The following is a 15,628-nucleotide window of genomic DNA, read 5'->3' on the forward strand; positions in this document are numbered from 1 at the left end:
GCTGAAGGAATTAACGCTGGGTATGAAAATACTGGTTATCGGCCCTTCTTGGGTTGGCGACATGATGATGTCGCAAAGTCTCTATCGCACCCTGAAGGCCGAATACCCGTCGGCGGAGATCGATGTGATGGCGCCGGCCTGGTGCCGTCCGCTGCTGGCGCGCATGCCGGAAGTCAATCAGGCGCTGGCGATGCCGCTGGGCCACGGCGCGCTGGGGCTCGGCGAACGCCGCCGCCTGGGGCGCGCCCTGCGCGCCAACCGTTACGATCGCGCTTACGTTCTGCCCAACTCGTTCAAATCCGCGTTGGTGCCTTTCTTCGCCGATATCCCGCAGCGCACCGGCTGGCGGGGCGAAATGCGCTACGGCCTGCTGAACGACGTCCGCGTGCTCGACAAGGCCGCTTTCCCGCTGATGGTGCAGCGCTATGTGGCGCTGGCCTATGACAAAGGCCGCGTTCAGCGCGCCGACGATCTGCCGCAGCCGCTGCTGTGGCCGCAGCTGCGGGTGAGCGACGAAGAGATCGCCGAAACTACTTCGGCCTTCAACCTGACCGACAGCCGCCCGATCGTCGGCTTCTGCCCAGGCGCGGAGTTCGGCCCCGCCAAGCGCTGGCCGCACTATCACTACGCAGCGCTGGCTCAACGGCTGATCGAGAGCGGCTATCAAATCGCGCTGTTCGGTTCGGCAAAAGACCACGAGGCCGGCGAACAGATCCGCGCCGCGTTGCAGGAAGACGCGCGCGATTTCTGCCTTAACCTGGCCGGAAAAACCCAGCTGGAGCAGGCGGTGATCCTGATCGCGGCCTGCCGGGCGGTGGTCAGCAACGACTCCGGTTTAATGCACGTTGCCGCAGCGTTGAACAAACCGCTGATAGCCTTGTACGGCCCAAGCAGCCCCGACTTCACGCCGCCGCTCTCCGACAAGGCGCGGGTTATCCGCTTGATCAGCGGTTATCACAAGGTGCGTAAAGGCGATGCCGAGCAGGGATACCACCAAAGTTTGATCGATATTCAGCCGCAGCAAGTGTTGGATGCGCTGACGCCGTTACTTGTCGCCAGCGAGGAATAGTCATGCAGGTGTTAATCGTAAAAACGTCCTCGATGGGCGATGTGCTGCATACGCTGCCCGCCCTGACCGACGCGCTGCAGGCCATTCCCGATATCCGCTTCGACTGGGTGGTGGAAGAAGGTTTCAGCCAAATCCCCACCTGGCATCCGGCAGTGGATCGCGTGATCCCGGTGGCCATTCGCCGCTGGCGTAAAAATTGGTTCGGCAGCGACACCCGACAGCAGCGCTGCGACTTCAAGCGCGCGCTGCAAGAACGCCATTACGACGTGGTGATCGACGCGCAGGGCCTGATCAAAAGCGCCGCGCTGATCACCCGCGTCGCCAAAGGCAACAAACATGGCCCGGACTGCAAGAGCGCGCGCGAGCCGTTCGCCAGCTGGTTCTACAACGTGCGTCATGAGATAGACAAACAGCAGCACGCGGTGGAACGCACGCGCGAGCTGTTCGCCAAAAGCCTCGGCTACGATAAACCGGGCAGCTACGGCGATTACGCCATCGCCGCGCGTTTTCTCAGCCAGCCGCCGGTCGATGCCGGTCAATATCTGGTGTTTCTGCACGCGACAACCCGTGACGATAAGCATTGGCCGGAGCAGAACTGGCGCGAGCTGATCGCGCTGACGGCCGACAGCGGGCTGAAGATCAAACTGCCGTGGGGCGCAGAGCATGAACATCAGCGCGCGCTACGCTTGGCGGAAGGTTTTCCACATGTCGAAGTGCTGCCGAAGCTCAGCCTGCAGCAGGTGGCCGACGTGCTGGCCGGCGCCAAGGGCGTGGTCTCGGTCGACACCGGACTCAGTCATCTGACCGCCGCGCTCGACAAACCGAACATCACGCTGTTCGGGCCAACCGATCCCGGCCTGATCGGCGGCTACGGGCAAAATCAGCACTCGCTGATTTCGCCGGAAAAAAGCATGGCGACAATTGACGCCGATACGGCATGGCAGGCGTTGCAAAAGGTTATAGCATGAAAAAACTGCACATTATCAACCTGGGTAAAATGGGCGGCGTCGAGCGCCTGTTCCTGCAGTACATCAACGATACCACCGACGGCAGCAACCAGGTCCTGTGCATCAGCGGCGACATTGGCGAAGAGATCCGCCGCCAGTTGCCTGCGCATCAGCCCGTCACCTTCGCCAACCGCCTGATCAATGCGCTGCCGCTGCGCTGCCCGCAGTTCCTGCGCAAATTTTTGCTGAAGTGGAAAATCGAGCGGGCCAACGCCGACGTGGTGATCGTCTGGGACCTGGTGCCGGGGCTGGCGGCCAAACCCAAGCGCGGCAAGCTGGTTTACTACGATCACGGCTGCTCCTGGCGTTACCCCAAGAATAAAAAGACGCTGCGTTTCTTCGCCATGCTGGACGGCGTCATTTCCGCCTCACACGCGTCGAAGCGGGTGATGGAGCTGCGCTTTAATCTGCCTTGCCCCAATCACGTGGTGATCAACCGCATCAAGACGCCGGCAGGGATCGACAACACACCGAAAACGCTGTCGCAGCCGGTCCGGATCGGCACGGCCTCACGCCTGGTCAGCCTGAAAGGCATCAGCGTTTCCTTATTGATGATGCAGGAGCTGCTGCGGCGCGGGCATGACGTCACGCTGGAAGTGGCCGGCAAAGGGCCGGATCGCGCGGCGTTCGAGGCGCTGGCGGATCGGCTTCAGCTCGGCGACCGCATCACTTTCAGCGGTTATCAGGATGACGTCGCCGGTTTCTTCAATCGCACGCACATCTACATGAGCACGCCGATCACCGAGCCGTTCGGCTTGTCCTGCATGGAATCGCTCTATTTCGGCGTGCCGGTCATCTTCCCGCAGGTCGACGGCCAGCCGGAAGCGGTGAAAGACGGGGTCTGCGGCATTGGCCTGACGCCGTCGGTCACCATCGAACAGCACCGGCAGCTCACCGATATCGAGGTCGACTTCCCGCATGAGGTCTACGATCCGTTGACCGACAGCCTGGTAGCGCCCAAGCTGCTGTCGCATATCGACTGTGCGGATGCCGTTGAGAAATTGCTGGAGCGAGAAACCTACCAGACTCTGAGCCGAAATGCGCAGCGCTATCCTGCGGAACATTTCAACTATGCTCAGTTCAAAGTTGAATTCGACGACACGCTGCGATCCTTTATCGTTTAATCAACACGTGAGCCGGAAAACACGCCCGATGCTAAAATACAGAACGCCGCACCCTGCCTTCAGCTATCTGATCTATCTGGGGTGCGCCATCGCTTTTTGCACCATCCCTTTCGGTTCCGCGACCGGACGCAATCTGTTTTACGTTTCCAGCTACATCGCCTTTATCGCCGTTTGCCTGTATCCGCGCTACTACTTCAGCAACGTTAGAAATCTGCTGCTGCCCGCGTTGATGTTCAGCGTCGGTATGGGAACCATCCTCTGGATGCATCACTTCAAACAGCCGGGTGACTACATCAATATCTATCGCTCTTATATGTCGACCGGCAAACTGCAGCTCGCGACCGCTTTCATCTTGCTGATTGCGCTCAATGAGCGGTTGTGCGTGCAGCGCCTGTTGATCGTTGTGGCTCTCGTCACCGGTCTGGCGATCAACGGTTATTCCCTCTATCAAGGGCTGCGTCTGGATATCCCGCGCGTAGAGCTCAACTTCGATCGCGCCACGGTCGCCGCCTACCTGATGACCGCCATCGATCTGGTCATGATGCAAGCCATCCTGATGCTGCGCACCCGCTACCGTCTGGTGTTGTACATTGCGGCATTCCTGCTGTCCTTCTCTGCGCTGGTGCTCACCGGCACCCGCGCGGCGATGCTGGTCTACCCGGTGGCGATTTGTCTGTCGCTGCTGGCCACCAAGCAACTGGTTTCCAGAAAACACAAGCTCGCGTTGATGGCCTCGGTACCGCTGCTGCTCGTAGCCTGCGGCCTGGTGTTTAAACCGCAGATAGAAGAACGCATTCAGGCCTTTGAGACCGATATGCGTCTGATGGATCAGCCACAGACTGAAAACTCGATCATTTCACGGCTGTCGATGCAAACGCTGGCATGGCGTACCGGCTCACAAGCCCCCTGGGGCCAATCCGCCGAACAGCGCGGCGAAGAGATCCGTGCGATGGTCGCACAGCAACCTCGCCTGTCTGGCGTTATGCCCTATATCAACGTCCACCTGCACAACGAGCTGCTAGAAACCTACTCGCTCAAGGGCGTCTGGGGCGTACTGCTGCTGCTGGCACTCTATGTCTGCCTGTTCTTCTCTTCGTTCCGGCCGCAGCGCAACGCGCTGTTGCTGAGCGTGAGCGCCAGCCTGTTCGTTTACGGGCTGAGCGACGTCATCTTCTTCAGCACGGAAGGCACCGCCATGTTCTGTCTGGCGCTGATCGCCGGAGTGCTCTCCGTGGCGAGACAGACTTCCACACAGGAGCAGGCCGCGTGAACATTCAGCCACCGCTGCTCAGCGTTATCGTGCCGTTTTATAATAACGAAGCGTTCATCATCGCTGCGCTGGATTCGTTATTTACGCAGATTTCTGATGATATTGAGGTGGTGATCATCGACGATGGCTCTACCGATGCGTCGGGGGCGCTGGTCAGCCGGTATCTGGCGCAGCGGCAGCATCCGCAGGTGGCTTTTATTTCTCAGGCCAACGGCGGTATTGCACACGCCCGCAATGTCGGCCTGCAGCAAGCCACCGGGCGCTACGTCACCTTTCTCGACGGCGACGATCTGCTAAGCGACGACTATCTGGCGATCCTGCATCCCCTGCTGATCGCCGGTGAGTATGACCTGATCGATTTTAATTATCAGAAGTTCACCGAACAACCGCCGAAATCCGAGAACCGCGCGACGCAGCCCGTAGCCTACGACTTTTCACAGTTGGGGCTGAGCTGCCTGCAACCGCTGTTCGCGCGCTCAATGTGGCATCTCTGGAGCCGGGTATATAAACGCACGCTGCTGGCAGGGGAAGCGTTCGAAGACGGCAGGCGCTATGAAGACGTGATTTTCACGCCTTTTCAGTATTTCAAAACTCGCCGCATCGCCCATCTTGAGTGCGAACTCTACTTCTATCGGGACAACAGCCAGGGCATCACTCGCAATATCAAACCCAAAGATATTGACGATCTGTTGTTCGCTATGGAGAAAATGCTGCGCTTTGTGGCGCAGCATTCTGGGGATGAGCCGCTGCGCCGGTTGGCCGCCCTGATGCTGGCCAACTGCTTTTCCGAGGTGAAAAGCATGTCGAAAGCGGTGTACGGGTATTATCATTACGCGCCGGCAACGCTGCACATTTTGCGCCGCGCCGCCGCTGTCTGCCGCAACAGCGACGTGCCGGGCAAAAAAGTCCGTCAGATGCGCTATGCGCGAGTGGATACCTTGCTTTCGAAGCTGCGCGGGCGCAGGCCGCGCTAACCGCATCGGCCTCGCGGCCGATGCGTCGCCGCACCTTTAGCGCGCTAAAGGCACGTGCGCGACCAGTTCGTCATAAATCCGCTGCGGTTGAATAACCCCCATCGGGCTTTCCGCCTCCAGCGGCATCGTATAGCCGGTACGCGACACCTGAATGATGCGGTGCAGTTCAGGATCCTGAATCGGCCCGGTGGAGCGTGAATCGGCGGTCACGAACAGGCTGATGGTTTTCACCTTCAACGCCACCGCCAGATGCAGCGGCCCGGTGTCGCCGGTGACAAGAACATGGAAACTGTCGAGCAACGTCAGCAAGCCTTGCAGCCCCGTTTTGCCGATCTGGTTATCCACGCAGGCCTGCGTTTGCGGGCCGATCAAGCTCATAAACTGTTTGGCCTTGCCGTCGTCAAACGGCGCACCAATCAGCACGATGCGTACATTGGGGTGCTTCGCCACCAGCTCATCGGCCAGCCGCGCATAGTGTGAAACCGGCCAGCAACGCGACTCCGTCGATGCCCCCAATTGAAACCCGATGGTGGGGTGGTCGCTGCTTTTGACGCCGCGCTGATAATCCACGGGAATTTCCATCGTCGGATCGTCGCTGCGGCAACCTAAAATGGAAATCAGCTCCAGCTTGCGGCGCACGAAGTGGCCGTAATAATGGAAGACATAGTTGGTCAGCCAAGGCTCCAGCCCGCAAATGCCCGAGCTGTAGTTATCGCGGATAATGTACTTCGCCCCGGCCAGTACGGCGCTGATGATGTCATAAGGCAGATGGGAGTGCAGGATCAGCGCCAAATCCGGCTGATGTTCGCGCAGCGATTTCAGCAACGGGCGTATCGTCTTGATCTTGCTGTCCCAATACACCACGCGATCGTAATAGCGGCCGTTTTCCACCAGCTCGCGGTTTTTCTTGTGCACCACCAGCGTGATGTGCGCGTTGGGGTAGCGTTCCCGCATCGCCCTCAATGCCGGCGTGTTGAACATGAAGTCGCCCAACGCCGTGGTGGAATAGATGACGATATTGTCAAACTGCTGGGCGCCGTCGAACGTCGCCTTGTCCTGAAAACGGCCGTACTTCGCCGTATAGCGCCGCAAGAACCAGTCGGCAACCTTGATTTTCCATTTCTTCGACATGTGCGTGCTTAGTTCGCTTTAAGTTGATAATACTCGGCCAGCGTCATGCCCACCGTGCGCTGCTGCAGCCAGTCAAACAGCTGCTCCAGATCGCGGTACAGCACTTCGATATCCTGTTCAGTTTTGAACGTCGGGCTGCCGCCCGGCATAAACTCGGAGGAGTGCAGCATAAACTCGACGTAGTCATGCCCCTGCGCCAGCGACGTCTCGGCCACGCTGATCATCTTGGCCACGTTGCCGCCACTCGGCCGCAGCCAGTTGACGGACGGCGAACGGCGCTTGCCGCGCAGCCGATCATAGCCCTGCTTGAACGCATTCATCAGCGCCGAATGCTTGTACTGGATGCTCATCGGCACTTCCAGCAGCGCCGAAGCGCCCGGCTTGGCGATGTTCTGCGGATCGATGAAATAGGCCTGCGACGGGAACCGGCTGTAATCGGTACCGCCGTTGCCCTGCGGGTTACCCGGCGAAAACTGCCAGTTGACCCGCGGCGTCACCGAACAGTCCACCTGATAGCCGTATTCCAGTAGCAGTGAGGCATAGTATTCGTTGAACGCCCAACGACCGGCGCGATGGCTAAGCATTTTGGTCTGGAAGGCATCTTCCAGCAGCTTGGTCATGTGATCGACCTTGGCGCGGATCTGATCGGCGGGATACTCGATCAAATAAGGCTTGTGGCGCCAGTCATCGTCGGTCAGCGGCGTCAACGGCGGGCTGTTCCAGGCGTGCAGGTGCATGCCGACCTCGCCGGCGTCGCGGGCGATCACGTCGCGCGCGAACTCGACGTAAGCCGGGTCCATCGCCATTTCATAGTTGGTGAGATAAACCGGCTTGAAGGCGTATTTCTCGCACAGCGCCTGAAAGCGCGGCAAGAAACGCGTGTTTTCGGTCGCGATGCGATCGTGGTTTTGCCACAGATTATCGCCTTCGGTATCAATGGTGATGAGAAACGCCGGTTTAGTCATGAATATCGAGCCTGATATCAACAGAATGCACTATGTTACGCAGGCCGTTTCGCCAGGGCAAACGACTTTGCTGCCTGGTTTGGACAACGTTGAAGCGCATTCGTCCCCGGCTCGGCGATTTTTTTGCGGCCCGGCAAGAAAACCGTGCAACAGTAGCCACATGCGATCGGGTCATTTAGAATCAAAGATTGGTTTCCCAGAAAGCGACTCATGATGAACGACGCGCCAGCACTAACTTCCGCCCCATCCGTACAGCGTATTTTGATCATAAAACTGCGCCATCACGGCGATATGCTGCTGGTCACGCCGGTCATCAGCAGCCTGCGGCAAAACTACCCGCAGGCGCAGATCGATGTGCTGCTGTATCAGGAAACGCAGGAGATGCTGGCCAGTAATCCGGAATTGTCGACGCTGTTCGCCATCGACCGCCAATGGAAGAAACAGGGCGTCCGCGCGCATCTGGGGCACGAGCTGGCGCTGCTGCGCCGCCTGAAGGCGCAGCGCTACGATCTGGTGGTCAATCTGGCCGATCAGTGGCGCAGCGCCATCATCACGCGCCTGACCGGCGCGCGCATCCGTTTGGGCTTCGATTTCCCCAAACGTCGCGGCTTCCTGTGGCGCCACTGTCACACGCAGCTGGTGCCGGTCGACAATCACGCCCACCTGCATACCGTCGAACAAAATCTCTCGTTGCTGGCGCCGCTGAACCTGCCCACGCTCAATGAGCATGTCACCATGAGTTACGATCCGCAGGATTGGCAGACCTGTGAGCAACGGTTGCAGAAACAGGGCATCGCCGGCAGTTATATTGTGGTGCAGCCCACCTCGCGCTGGTTCTTCAAATGCTGGAGCGAAGAGAAAATGGCCGCCACCCTCACCGCCTTGCAGGCCGACGGACACCAGTTGGTGATCACCTCCGGCCCCGACGCCAGAGAAAAAGCCATGGTCGAGCGCATTTTGGCGCTCTGCCCGCCGCAGGGCGTAATCTCGTTGGCCGGCCAGTTGACGCTGCGCCAACTGGCTGCCCTGATTGACCACGCCAAGCTGTTTATCGGCGTGGATTCGGTGCCGATGCACATGGCCGCCGCGCTGCAAACGCCGTGCGTGGCGTTATTCGGCCCTTCCAAGCTGACTTTCTGGCGGCCATGGCAGGCTACCGGCGCCGTGATCTGGGCCGGCGACTTCGGCGAACTGCCCGATCCGGACGCCATTGATACCGGCACAGACGAACGGTATCTCGACCTTATTCCTACAGACGCGGTGATTGCAGCCGCGCGGAGCACGCTGGCATGAAAGCATTTCGTTTGGCGATCGTTCGCCAAAAATACCGCCCGGACGGCGGAGCCGAACGTTTCGTTTCCCGCGCCCTGGAAGCGCTGGAACAACAGGATCTCGATCTGAACGTCATCACCCGCGAATGGCAAGGTGACGCCAATCCCAACTGGCACATTCACCTGTGCAATCCGTTAAAGCTCGGCCGCATCAGCCGCGAACGGGGCTTCGCCGTGGCGGCCAGGGCGCTGTGGCAGAAAGAGCGCTTCGATCTGGTGCAAAGCCACGAACGCATTCCCGGCTGCGACATCTACCGCGCCGGCGACGGCGTACACCGCCGCTGGCTGCTGCAACGCGCGCGTCTGCTGCCGGAGTGGCGCCGCAAGTGGCTGTTCTCCAACCGCTATCACCGCTATGTGATGTGCGCCGAACGCGCCATGTACGCCGCGCCGGAGCTGAAAGCCGTCATCTGCAACGCCGAGATGATCAAGCAGGAAATCATCGCCGACTTTGGCGTGCCCGCCGACAAAATCACGGTGATCTATAACGCCATCGACAACCAAAAGTTCCCGCCCGCCGACGAGGCCCAGCGCCGGCGTCTGCGCGAGCAATATCAGATCCCGCAACAGGCGCACTGCCTGGTCTTCGTCGGCTCCGGTTTCGAGCGCAAAGGGCTGGCCGCCGCCATCCGCGCCGTGGCGGTGACCGACAGCCACCTCCTGGTGGTCGGCAAAGACAAGGCCGAAAAACGCTACCGGGCGCTGGCGCAGTCGCTAGGCTGCGGCGATCGCATTCACTTTATGGGCGTGCAGAAACAGACCTTGCCGTTCTATCAGGCCGCGGATGCGCTGCTGCTGCCGACGCTGTACGATCCATTCCCGAATGTGATTCTGGAAGCGATGTCCTGCGGCCTGCCGGTTATCACCAGCACCACCTGCGGCGGCGCCGAGTTTATCACCCCGGGCCAGAACGGCTTCGTGACCGACGCGCTCGACGTGCCGGCCATCACGGAGGCCATTCGGGCGCTGCCGCGCCAGGCGCTGGGATCATCCATGGGCGAAGCGGCGAGATTGCGCATTATGACGGCTACGCCGGCGCATCTGTCCGAACAGCTCATTTCCCTCTATAACCGGTTACTGGATTAGCTATGCGTATTCTGATGATCATCGATGGCCTGCCGGGAGGCGGCGCGGAAAAAGTGGTGTTGACCCTGTGCCAGGGCATGCAGCAACAGGGGCATAAAGTTAGTCTGATCTCGCTGCGCGACGTCTGCAATTACCCTATCCCGCCGGGTATTGATTATCAGGTGGTGGCCGATCGCAGCCGTGCCCCCTGGCGCAAGCTGACCGAGCTCTCACGCCGCGCTGTCGCGCTGGATCGGGCAATAGCCGAACACGAGCGCCAACACGGCGCGTTCGATCTGATGTTCTCGAATCTGCATAAAACCGATCGCATCGTCAGCCGCAGCAAGCGGTTGGCCGCGGATCGCCTGTGGTTCTGCATTCACGGCATCCTCTCCACTTCCTACCTCGGCCACCGCAAAGGCCTGGATCGCTGGCTCAAGCAACGTAAAATCGCCAACGTTTACCAGGGGAGAAATATCGTCGCCGTTTCACAGGCGGTCGGCGACGACCTGCAGCGGAACTTGCCGATCCGCCCGCGCCGCCTGGCGGTCATCAACAATCCGTTCGACATCGACGCCATCCGGCAACAGGCGGCGGCGCCTTGCGAACTGGCCGGCCAGGAGTATCTGGTGCACGTCGGCCGCTTTCACGCCACCAAGAGGCATGACCGCCTGCTGAAAGCCTATGCGCTCTCCGGCATTCAGGCGCCGCTGGCTTTGATCGGCACCGGGGATGACGCCCGCGTCGCCGAGGTCAAACGTCTGGCGGCAGACTTGGGCATCGCAGAGCGCGTGCTATTCCTCGGTTTCCAGGCCAATCCCTACCCATTTATTCGCCATGCCTCGCTGCTGGTGCTCAGCTCCGACAGTGAAGGGTTTGGCAACGTGCTGGTAGAATCGCTGTTGTGCGGCACGCCGGTGGTCAGCACCCGCTGTCCGGGCGGCCCTGCGGAAATTCTGGAAAAAGCCGGCATGGCTAACGCGTTGGCGGAATTAAACGAAGCGTCGCTGGCAGAAAAAATGGCGGAAATTTACGCCAATCCGCCACAGATAAATCAACAGCAATTGCTAAGCTATGGGCTGGACCCTATTTGCCGTCAATATATTGAGCTGAAAGAAAAATAATAAAAAAATAAATAAGGCAGGTGATACCTGCCTTATTTTCTTCGTTAGCTGAGTGCCTGCATTTTCTGCCAAACCTCATCGACAGAAACATCTTCACAGTGCCCCGACTCACTCTGCAAAATATGATGGCGGCCAGTCCATGGATGCCAGGACGTTTTATCGGTATCGCCAAAGAACACCACCATGTCCTTATTCAACGCGGCGGCAAGATGCATCTGCCCGCCGTCGCTGCACAGCACCCGGTCGCATAAATCAAACCCGCCCAACAGCTCGCGCACCGACGCCGTCGGATAAAGCGCGACGCGTTCGTTTTGGCACAGCGCCAGCAGCTGTTCGGCGCGCTGCCGATCGCCGATGTCGTCCGGCGCCAGCGTGCCCTGCGGCGACCAGAAGATCAGCACGCCGGTGTGGGGATCGGCGGTCAGACGGTTGATGATTTCGGCATAGCGTTCAACCGGCCAGCGTCTTTTCGGGCTGCGGCTGCTGATATGCACGGCGCATACCCGTTCGACCGACGGTAGACGTTCCTGCAGCCACTGCACCGCCAATTGCCGCTCTTCCGGCGTCAGGAATACCCGCACCGGCGGGATCGGAATGGCTTGATCGGTGATCGCCGATAAATAGCTGTAGGTGTGTTCGACCTGATGGAGGCCGCGGAAATCGTCCTTGCGGAACGGGCGCTGAATCTCTTTCGTGCCCAGATCGGCACCGATGATATGGGTGGCGCCGGCCATTTTTGCTAAACGCAGGCTGTATTTGCAAGGCACCGGGTTGGCCAGAATGACCGCATCGAACTTTATTTTGCGCAGCTTCAGGAAGATCATCAGACGTTCGAAATAAACGCCCAACGTCGTTTCATTTTTCGCCTTGTGCTTGGCCTTTTTATAGACAAAGACTTTCTCGAGATGAGGGTTGTTTTTAACAACGTCCTGGCTGACTTTATTGATCAGCAGATAAACTTTTGCGTCTGGATAGGCAATTTTCACCCCTTCAATCAAGGGCGTAGTGCAAACAAGATCGCCGATGTTGTCGCGGCGAATAATTAAAATATTCTTCATTCCGAGCCTATCGGCGAAATCGCTCGCCGGTTGTCTGAAACTGACACCCAAGGTTACCAAATTAGCGCCTTTCCCTTCCAGTTATGGTACTATTCCGAATAACCCATATAAATGAAATTGATAGAATGTTGCTGCGTTTATATCAGGTACTACTCTACCTCATCCAACCCCTGATCTGGCTCCGCTTACTGCTGCGCAGCCGCAAAGCTCCAGCCTACCGTAAACGCTGGGCGGAACGCTATGGCTTCTGCGCCGGGAAAGTCGTGCCGGGCGGCATTATGCTGCATTCCGTCTCCGTCGGCGAAACGCTGGCGGCCATCCCGCTGGTGCGGGCGCTGCGCCATCGTTACCCCGCTTTGCCGATAACTGTGACCACAATGACCCCGACAGGTTCAGAACGCGTCCAGTCCGCTTTCGGCAAAGACGTGCATCATGTCTATCTGCCCTACGATCTGCCCGGTTCCATGAACCGCTTCCTCGACCAGGTGAATCCCAAGCTGGTGATCATCATGGAAACCGAGCTATGGCCTAACCTGATCAACGCACTGCATCAGCGGCAAATCCCCCTGGTGATCGCCAATGCGCGCCTGTCGGCTCGCTCCGCCGCTGGCTACAAGAAAATTGGCGGATTCATGCGCGATATGCTGCGCCGCATTACGCTGATCGCCGCACAGAACCAGGAAGACGGCGATCGGTTTATCGAACTGGGCCTGAAACGCTCGCAGCTGGCCGTAACCGGCAGCCTGAAATTCGATATCTCCGTCACCCCGGAGCTGGCCGCCCGCGCCGTTACATTGCGCCGCCAATGGGCGCCGCGCCGCCCGGTGTGGATCGCCACCAGCACCCATGACGGTGAAGAAACCATCCTGCTTGAAGCGCACCGCAAACTGCTGGAAAAACACCCCGACCTGCTGCTGATCCTAGTGCCGCGTCACCCGGAGCGCTTCCCGACCGCCAAAGAGCTGGTGCAGAAGGCCGGCTTCAGCTACACCCTGCGCAGCAGCGGCGAAATCCCGTCCGGCAGCACCCAGGTGGTGATCGGCGATACCATGGGCGAACTGATGCTGCTGTACGGCATCGCCGATCTGGCCTTTGTCGGCGGCAGCCTGGTGGAACGCGGCGGGCACAACCCGCTGGAAGCCGCCGCGCACGCCATCCCGGTGCTGATGGGCCCACATACCTTCAACTTTAAAGACATCTGCGCCAAGCTCTCGCAGGCCGAAGGCCTGATCACCGTGACCGACGTGGATTCGCTGGTGAAGGAAGTGGAAACCCTGTTGACCGACGAAGACTACCGTCGCTACTACGGCCGCCATGCGGTGGAAGTGCTGTATCAGAATCAGGGAGCGTTGCAGCGCCTGCTGCAGCTGCTTGAACCGCATCTGCCGCCCCGGAGCCACTGAATGAGCAGCCGCAAAAGCCTGTCGGTGGTGATGATCGCCAAAAACGAAGCCGGGCTGTTGCCGGACTGCCTGCGCTCTGTCGCCTGGGCCGATGAAATCATCGTGCTGGACTCCGGCAGCGAGGACGACAGCGTCGCCGTCGCCGAAAGTCTGGGCGCCAAAGTCTTCACGCACACCGACTGGCAAGGATTCGGCAAGCAGCGTCAGCTGGCGCAAAGCTACGCCAGTCATGACTACGTTTTGATGATCGACGCCGACGAACGCGTCACCCCCGAGCTGCGGCAATCCATCGAGCGGGTGTTGAACGCACCGGACGACGGCGCCGTCTACAGCTGTGCGCGGCGCAACCTGTTCCTTGGCCGTTTCATGCGCCACAGCGGCTGGTATCCCGACCGCGTCAACCGCCTGTACGCCAACCAACGCTATCGCTATAACGACGATCTGGTGCACGAATCGCTGAACATCGGCGACGCCAAAGTGATCCCCCTCAGCGGCGATATGCTGCACCTGACCTGCCGCGACTTCTTCGCCTTCCAGCGCAAACAGCTGCGCTATGCCGAAGAGTGGGCCACGCAACGCCACCGGGCCGGCAAGCGTTGCGGCTATCTGTCCATCCTGACCCACACGCTCGGTGCCTTCGTCAAAACCTGGCTGCTGCGGGCCGGTTTCCTTGACGGTAAACAGGGGTTGCTGTTAGCGGTGGTCAACGCGCAATATACCTTCAATAAATATGCCGCATTATGGGCATTGGGCCGCAACTACTCAGAGAAGTGAATCATGACCAGCAAAGCCATCTATCCCGGGACCTTCGATCCCATGACCAACGGCCACCTGGATTTAGTGACGCGCGCGTCGCTGATGTTCGATCACGTGATTCTGGCCATCGCCGCCAGCCCGAGCAAAAAGCCGCTGTTCAGCCTGGATGAGCGCGTGGCGCTGGCGACGCAGGTCACCTCGCATCTGGGCAATGTGGAAGTGCTGGGTTTCAGCGAGCTGATGGCGCACTTTGCCGCTCACCAGAATGCCAATATCCTGGTGCGCGGCCTGCGGGCGGTGTCTGACTTTGAGTACGAATTGCAGCTGGCGAACATGAACCGCCATTTGATGCCGACGCTGGAAAGCGTGTTCCTGATGCCTTCCGAAGAGTGGTCGTTCATCTCCTCTTCACTGGTGAAAGAGGTCGCGCGTCACGGCGGCGATATCGCGCCTTTCCTGCCTGACGTGGTTACGCAGGCGCTGATGGCGAAGCTCGCCGCCGAGTGATGCTCAGCGCTGGCAGCGCCGGCAAAAGAAGGTGCTGCGCTGCCCGTGCTTGGCGGATTCGATCGGCGTGCCGCACGCGCGGCAAGGTTCTCCCGCCCGCCCGTAAACCTGCAACTCCTGCGCGAAATACCCCGGTTTGCCGTCCGACTGCAAAAAGTCGCGCAATGTCGTACCGCCCTGCTCGATGGAGCGCTGCAACACCGCCTTGATGGTCTTCACCAGCCGTTCCGCTTCGGCTTTGCTCAACGATCCCGCCGGACGATCGGGCAGGATCCCGGCGCTGAACAGCGATTCACTGGCGTAAATGTTACCGACGCCGACCACCAGCTTGTTATCCATCAGCCACGGTTTGATCAGCGTGCGCTTATTGCGTGATTTTTCATACAGGTAGTCGCCGTTGAACGCTTCACTCAGCGGTTCCGGCCCCAGATGCGCCAACACGCTGCTGGTCGCCAGGTCTTCGCACCACAGCCAGGCGCCGAAACGGCGCGGATCGGTATAGCGCAGGATCATGCCGTTGCTGATCACCAAATCGACGTGGTCGTGTTTGCCCGCTTCATCTTCGTTCTCCTCGCGCAGCATGCGCAGGCTGCCCGACATGCCCAGGTGCACGATAATCCAACCGTTCTCCAGCTCGATCAGCAGGTATTTGGCACGGCGCTGCACGCTGAGCACCGGCCTATCGCTCAGCGTCAGGATCTGCTCGGAAACCGGCCAGCGCAGGCGCGCGTTGCGCACCACCGCATACTGAATGCTGTGGCCGACAAGATAAGGCTCTATACCGCGTCTGCTCGTCTCAACTTCCGGTAATTCAGGCATCTGGCTTCCCCTCCGACGTTTTCTA

General features: G+C 59.5%; 15 protein-coding genes. 11 read left to right on the top strand and 4 right to left on the bottom strand.

The annotated features are described in order from the left end of the window. Positions 1-22: 22 nt before the first annotated feature. The 5 genes from rfaF to GUC32_RS23915 are packed head-to-tail and all read left to right on the top strand — an operon-like array spanning position 23 to position 5,444. A complete protein-coding gene (gene rfaF, locus GUC32_RS23895; RefSeq protein ID WP_025304684.1) occupies positions 23-1,069 on the top strand; it encodes an ADP-heptose--LPS heptosyltransferase RfaF in 1,047 nt (348 codons plus the stop codon). Positions 1,070-1,071: 2 nt separating this feature from the next. Beyond that, the gene (rfaC, locus tag GUC32_RS23900) at positions 1,072-2,037 is read left to right on the top strand and encodes a lipopolysaccharide heptosyltransferase RfaC (RefSeq protein ID WP_025304685.1); all 966 of its coding nucleotides are present in this window, start codon (positions 1,072-1,074) and stop codon (positions 2,035-2,037) included. Further along, positions 2,034-3,200 carry a glycosyltransferase gene (locus GUC32_RS23905; protein WP_049209106.1) on the top strand — a complete coding sequence of 389 codons (1,167 nt, stop codon included), beginning with the start codon at positions 2,034-2,036 and terminating at the stop codon, positions 3,198-3,200. The genes rfaC and GUC32_RS23905 overlap by 4 nt, the downstream gene beginning before the upstream one ends. Before the next feature lie 28 nt (positions 3,201-3,228). Then, positions 3,229-4,470, top strand: a complete 1,242-nt coding sequence (locus GUC32_RS23910; RefSeq protein WP_043141024.1) for an O-antigen ligase — start codon at positions 3,229-3,231, stop codon at positions 4,468-4,470. Continuing rightward, positions 4,467-5,444, top strand: a complete 978-nt coding sequence (locus tag GUC32_RS23915) for a glycosyltransferase (protein ID WP_060448507.1) — start codon at positions 4,467-4,469, stop codon at positions 5,442-5,444. Before GUC32_RS23910 ends, GUC32_RS23915 begins: the two co-directional genes overlap by 4 nt. Positions 5,445-5,480: 36 nt before the next feature. Here the strand turns inward: GUC32_RS23915 and GUC32_RS23920 are convergent, their stop codons facing one another. Together GUC32_RS23920 and GUC32_RS23925 are read right to left on the bottom strand one after the other, a co-directional pair. Further along, complete coding sequence (locus GUC32_RS23920) at positions 5,481-6,575, bottom strand: glycosyltransferase family 9 protein (protein ID WP_025304689.1); 1,095 nt, start codon at positions 6,573-6,575, stop codon at positions 5,481-5,483. Between the two features lie 8 nt (positions 6,576-6,583). After that, positions 6,584-7,540 carry a polysaccharide deacetylase family protein gene (locus GUC32_RS23925; protein WP_025304690.1) on the bottom strand — a complete coding sequence of 319 codons (957 nt, stop codon included), beginning with the start codon at positions 7,538-7,540 and terminating at the stop codon, positions 6,584-6,586. 210 nt (positions 7,541-7,750) lie between these two features. Between GUC32_RS23925 and rfaQ the strand changes: the two genes are divergently transcribed. From rfaQ to GUC32_RS23940, 3 genes are read left to right on the top strand one after another with little or no spacing between them, the layout of a single operon-like run. Beyond that, on the top strand, positions 7,751-8,833 hold the full coding sequence (rfaQ, locus tag GUC32_RS23930) for a putative lipopolysaccharide heptosyltransferase III (RefSeq protein ID WP_025304691.1): 1,083 nt from the start codon (positions 7,751-7,753) through the stop codon (positions 8,831-8,833). Next, the gene (locus GUC32_RS23935) at positions 8,830-9,957 is read left to right on the top strand and encodes a glycosyltransferase family 4 protein (protein ID WP_043141035.1); all 1,128 of its coding nucleotides are present in this window, start codon (positions 8,830-8,832) and stop codon (positions 9,955-9,957) included. Before rfaQ ends, GUC32_RS23935 begins: the two co-directional genes overlap by 4 nt. Before the next feature lie 2 nt (positions 9,958-9,959). Further along, on the top strand, positions 9,960-11,060 hold the full coding sequence (locus GUC32_RS23940; RefSeq protein WP_142591864.1) for a glycosyltransferase: 1,101 nt from the start codon (positions 9,960-9,962) through the stop codon (positions 11,058-11,060). Positions 11,061-11,104: 44 nt separating this feature from the next. On the opposite strand, the gene GUC32_RS23945 is transcribed toward GUC32_RS23940, so the two are convergent. After that, positions 11,105-12,118: a glycosyltransferase family 9 protein gene (locus tag GUC32_RS23945; protein ID WP_369435471.1), complete on the bottom strand. Its 1,014-nt coding sequence runs from the start codon at positions 12,116-12,118 to the stop codon at positions 11,105-11,107. Between the two features lie 125 nt (positions 12,119-12,243). Here GUC32_RS23945 and waaA point away from each other — a divergent pair, with 125 nt between their 5' ends. The 3 genes from waaA to coaD are packed head-to-tail and all read left to right on the top strand — an operon-like array spanning position 12,244 to position 14,784. Beyond that, positions 12,244-13,521, top strand: coding sequence for a lipid IV(A) 3-deoxy-D-manno-octulosonic acid transferase (waaA, locus tag GUC32_RS23950; protein ID WP_025304695.1), 1,278 nt, complete (start codon positions 12,244-12,246; stop codon positions 13,519-13,521). Beyond that, on the top strand, positions 13,522-14,295 hold the full coding sequence (locus GUC32_RS23955; protein WP_025304696.1) for a glycosyltransferase family 2 protein: 774 nt from the start codon (positions 13,522-13,524) through the stop codon (positions 14,293-14,295). 3 nt (positions 14,296-14,298) lie between these two features. Beyond that, the gene (gene coaD / locus GUC32_RS23960; RefSeq protein WP_033631353.1) at positions 14,299-14,784 is read left to right on the top strand and encodes a pantetheine-phosphate adenylyltransferase; all 486 of its coding nucleotides are present in this window, start codon (positions 14,299-14,301) and stop codon (positions 14,782-14,784) included. Positions 14,785-14,787: 3 nt separating this feature from the next. Here the strand turns inward: coaD and mutM are convergent, their stop codons facing one another. Then, the gene (mutM, locus tag GUC32_RS23965) at positions 14,788-15,603 is read right to left on the bottom strand and encodes a bifunctional DNA-formamidopyrimidine glycosylase/DNA-(apurinic or apyrimidinic site) lyase (protein WP_025304697.1); all 816 of its coding nucleotides are present in this window, start codon (positions 15,601-15,603) and stop codon (positions 14,788-14,790) included. Between the last annotated feature and the right edge of the window lie 25 nt (positions 15,604-15,628).

The organism is Serratia sp. NGAS9, from assembly GCF_009905295.1.
Classification (GTDB): Bacteria; Pseudomonadota; Gammaproteobacteria; order Enterobacterales; family Enterobacteriaceae; genus Serratia; species Serratia bockelmannii.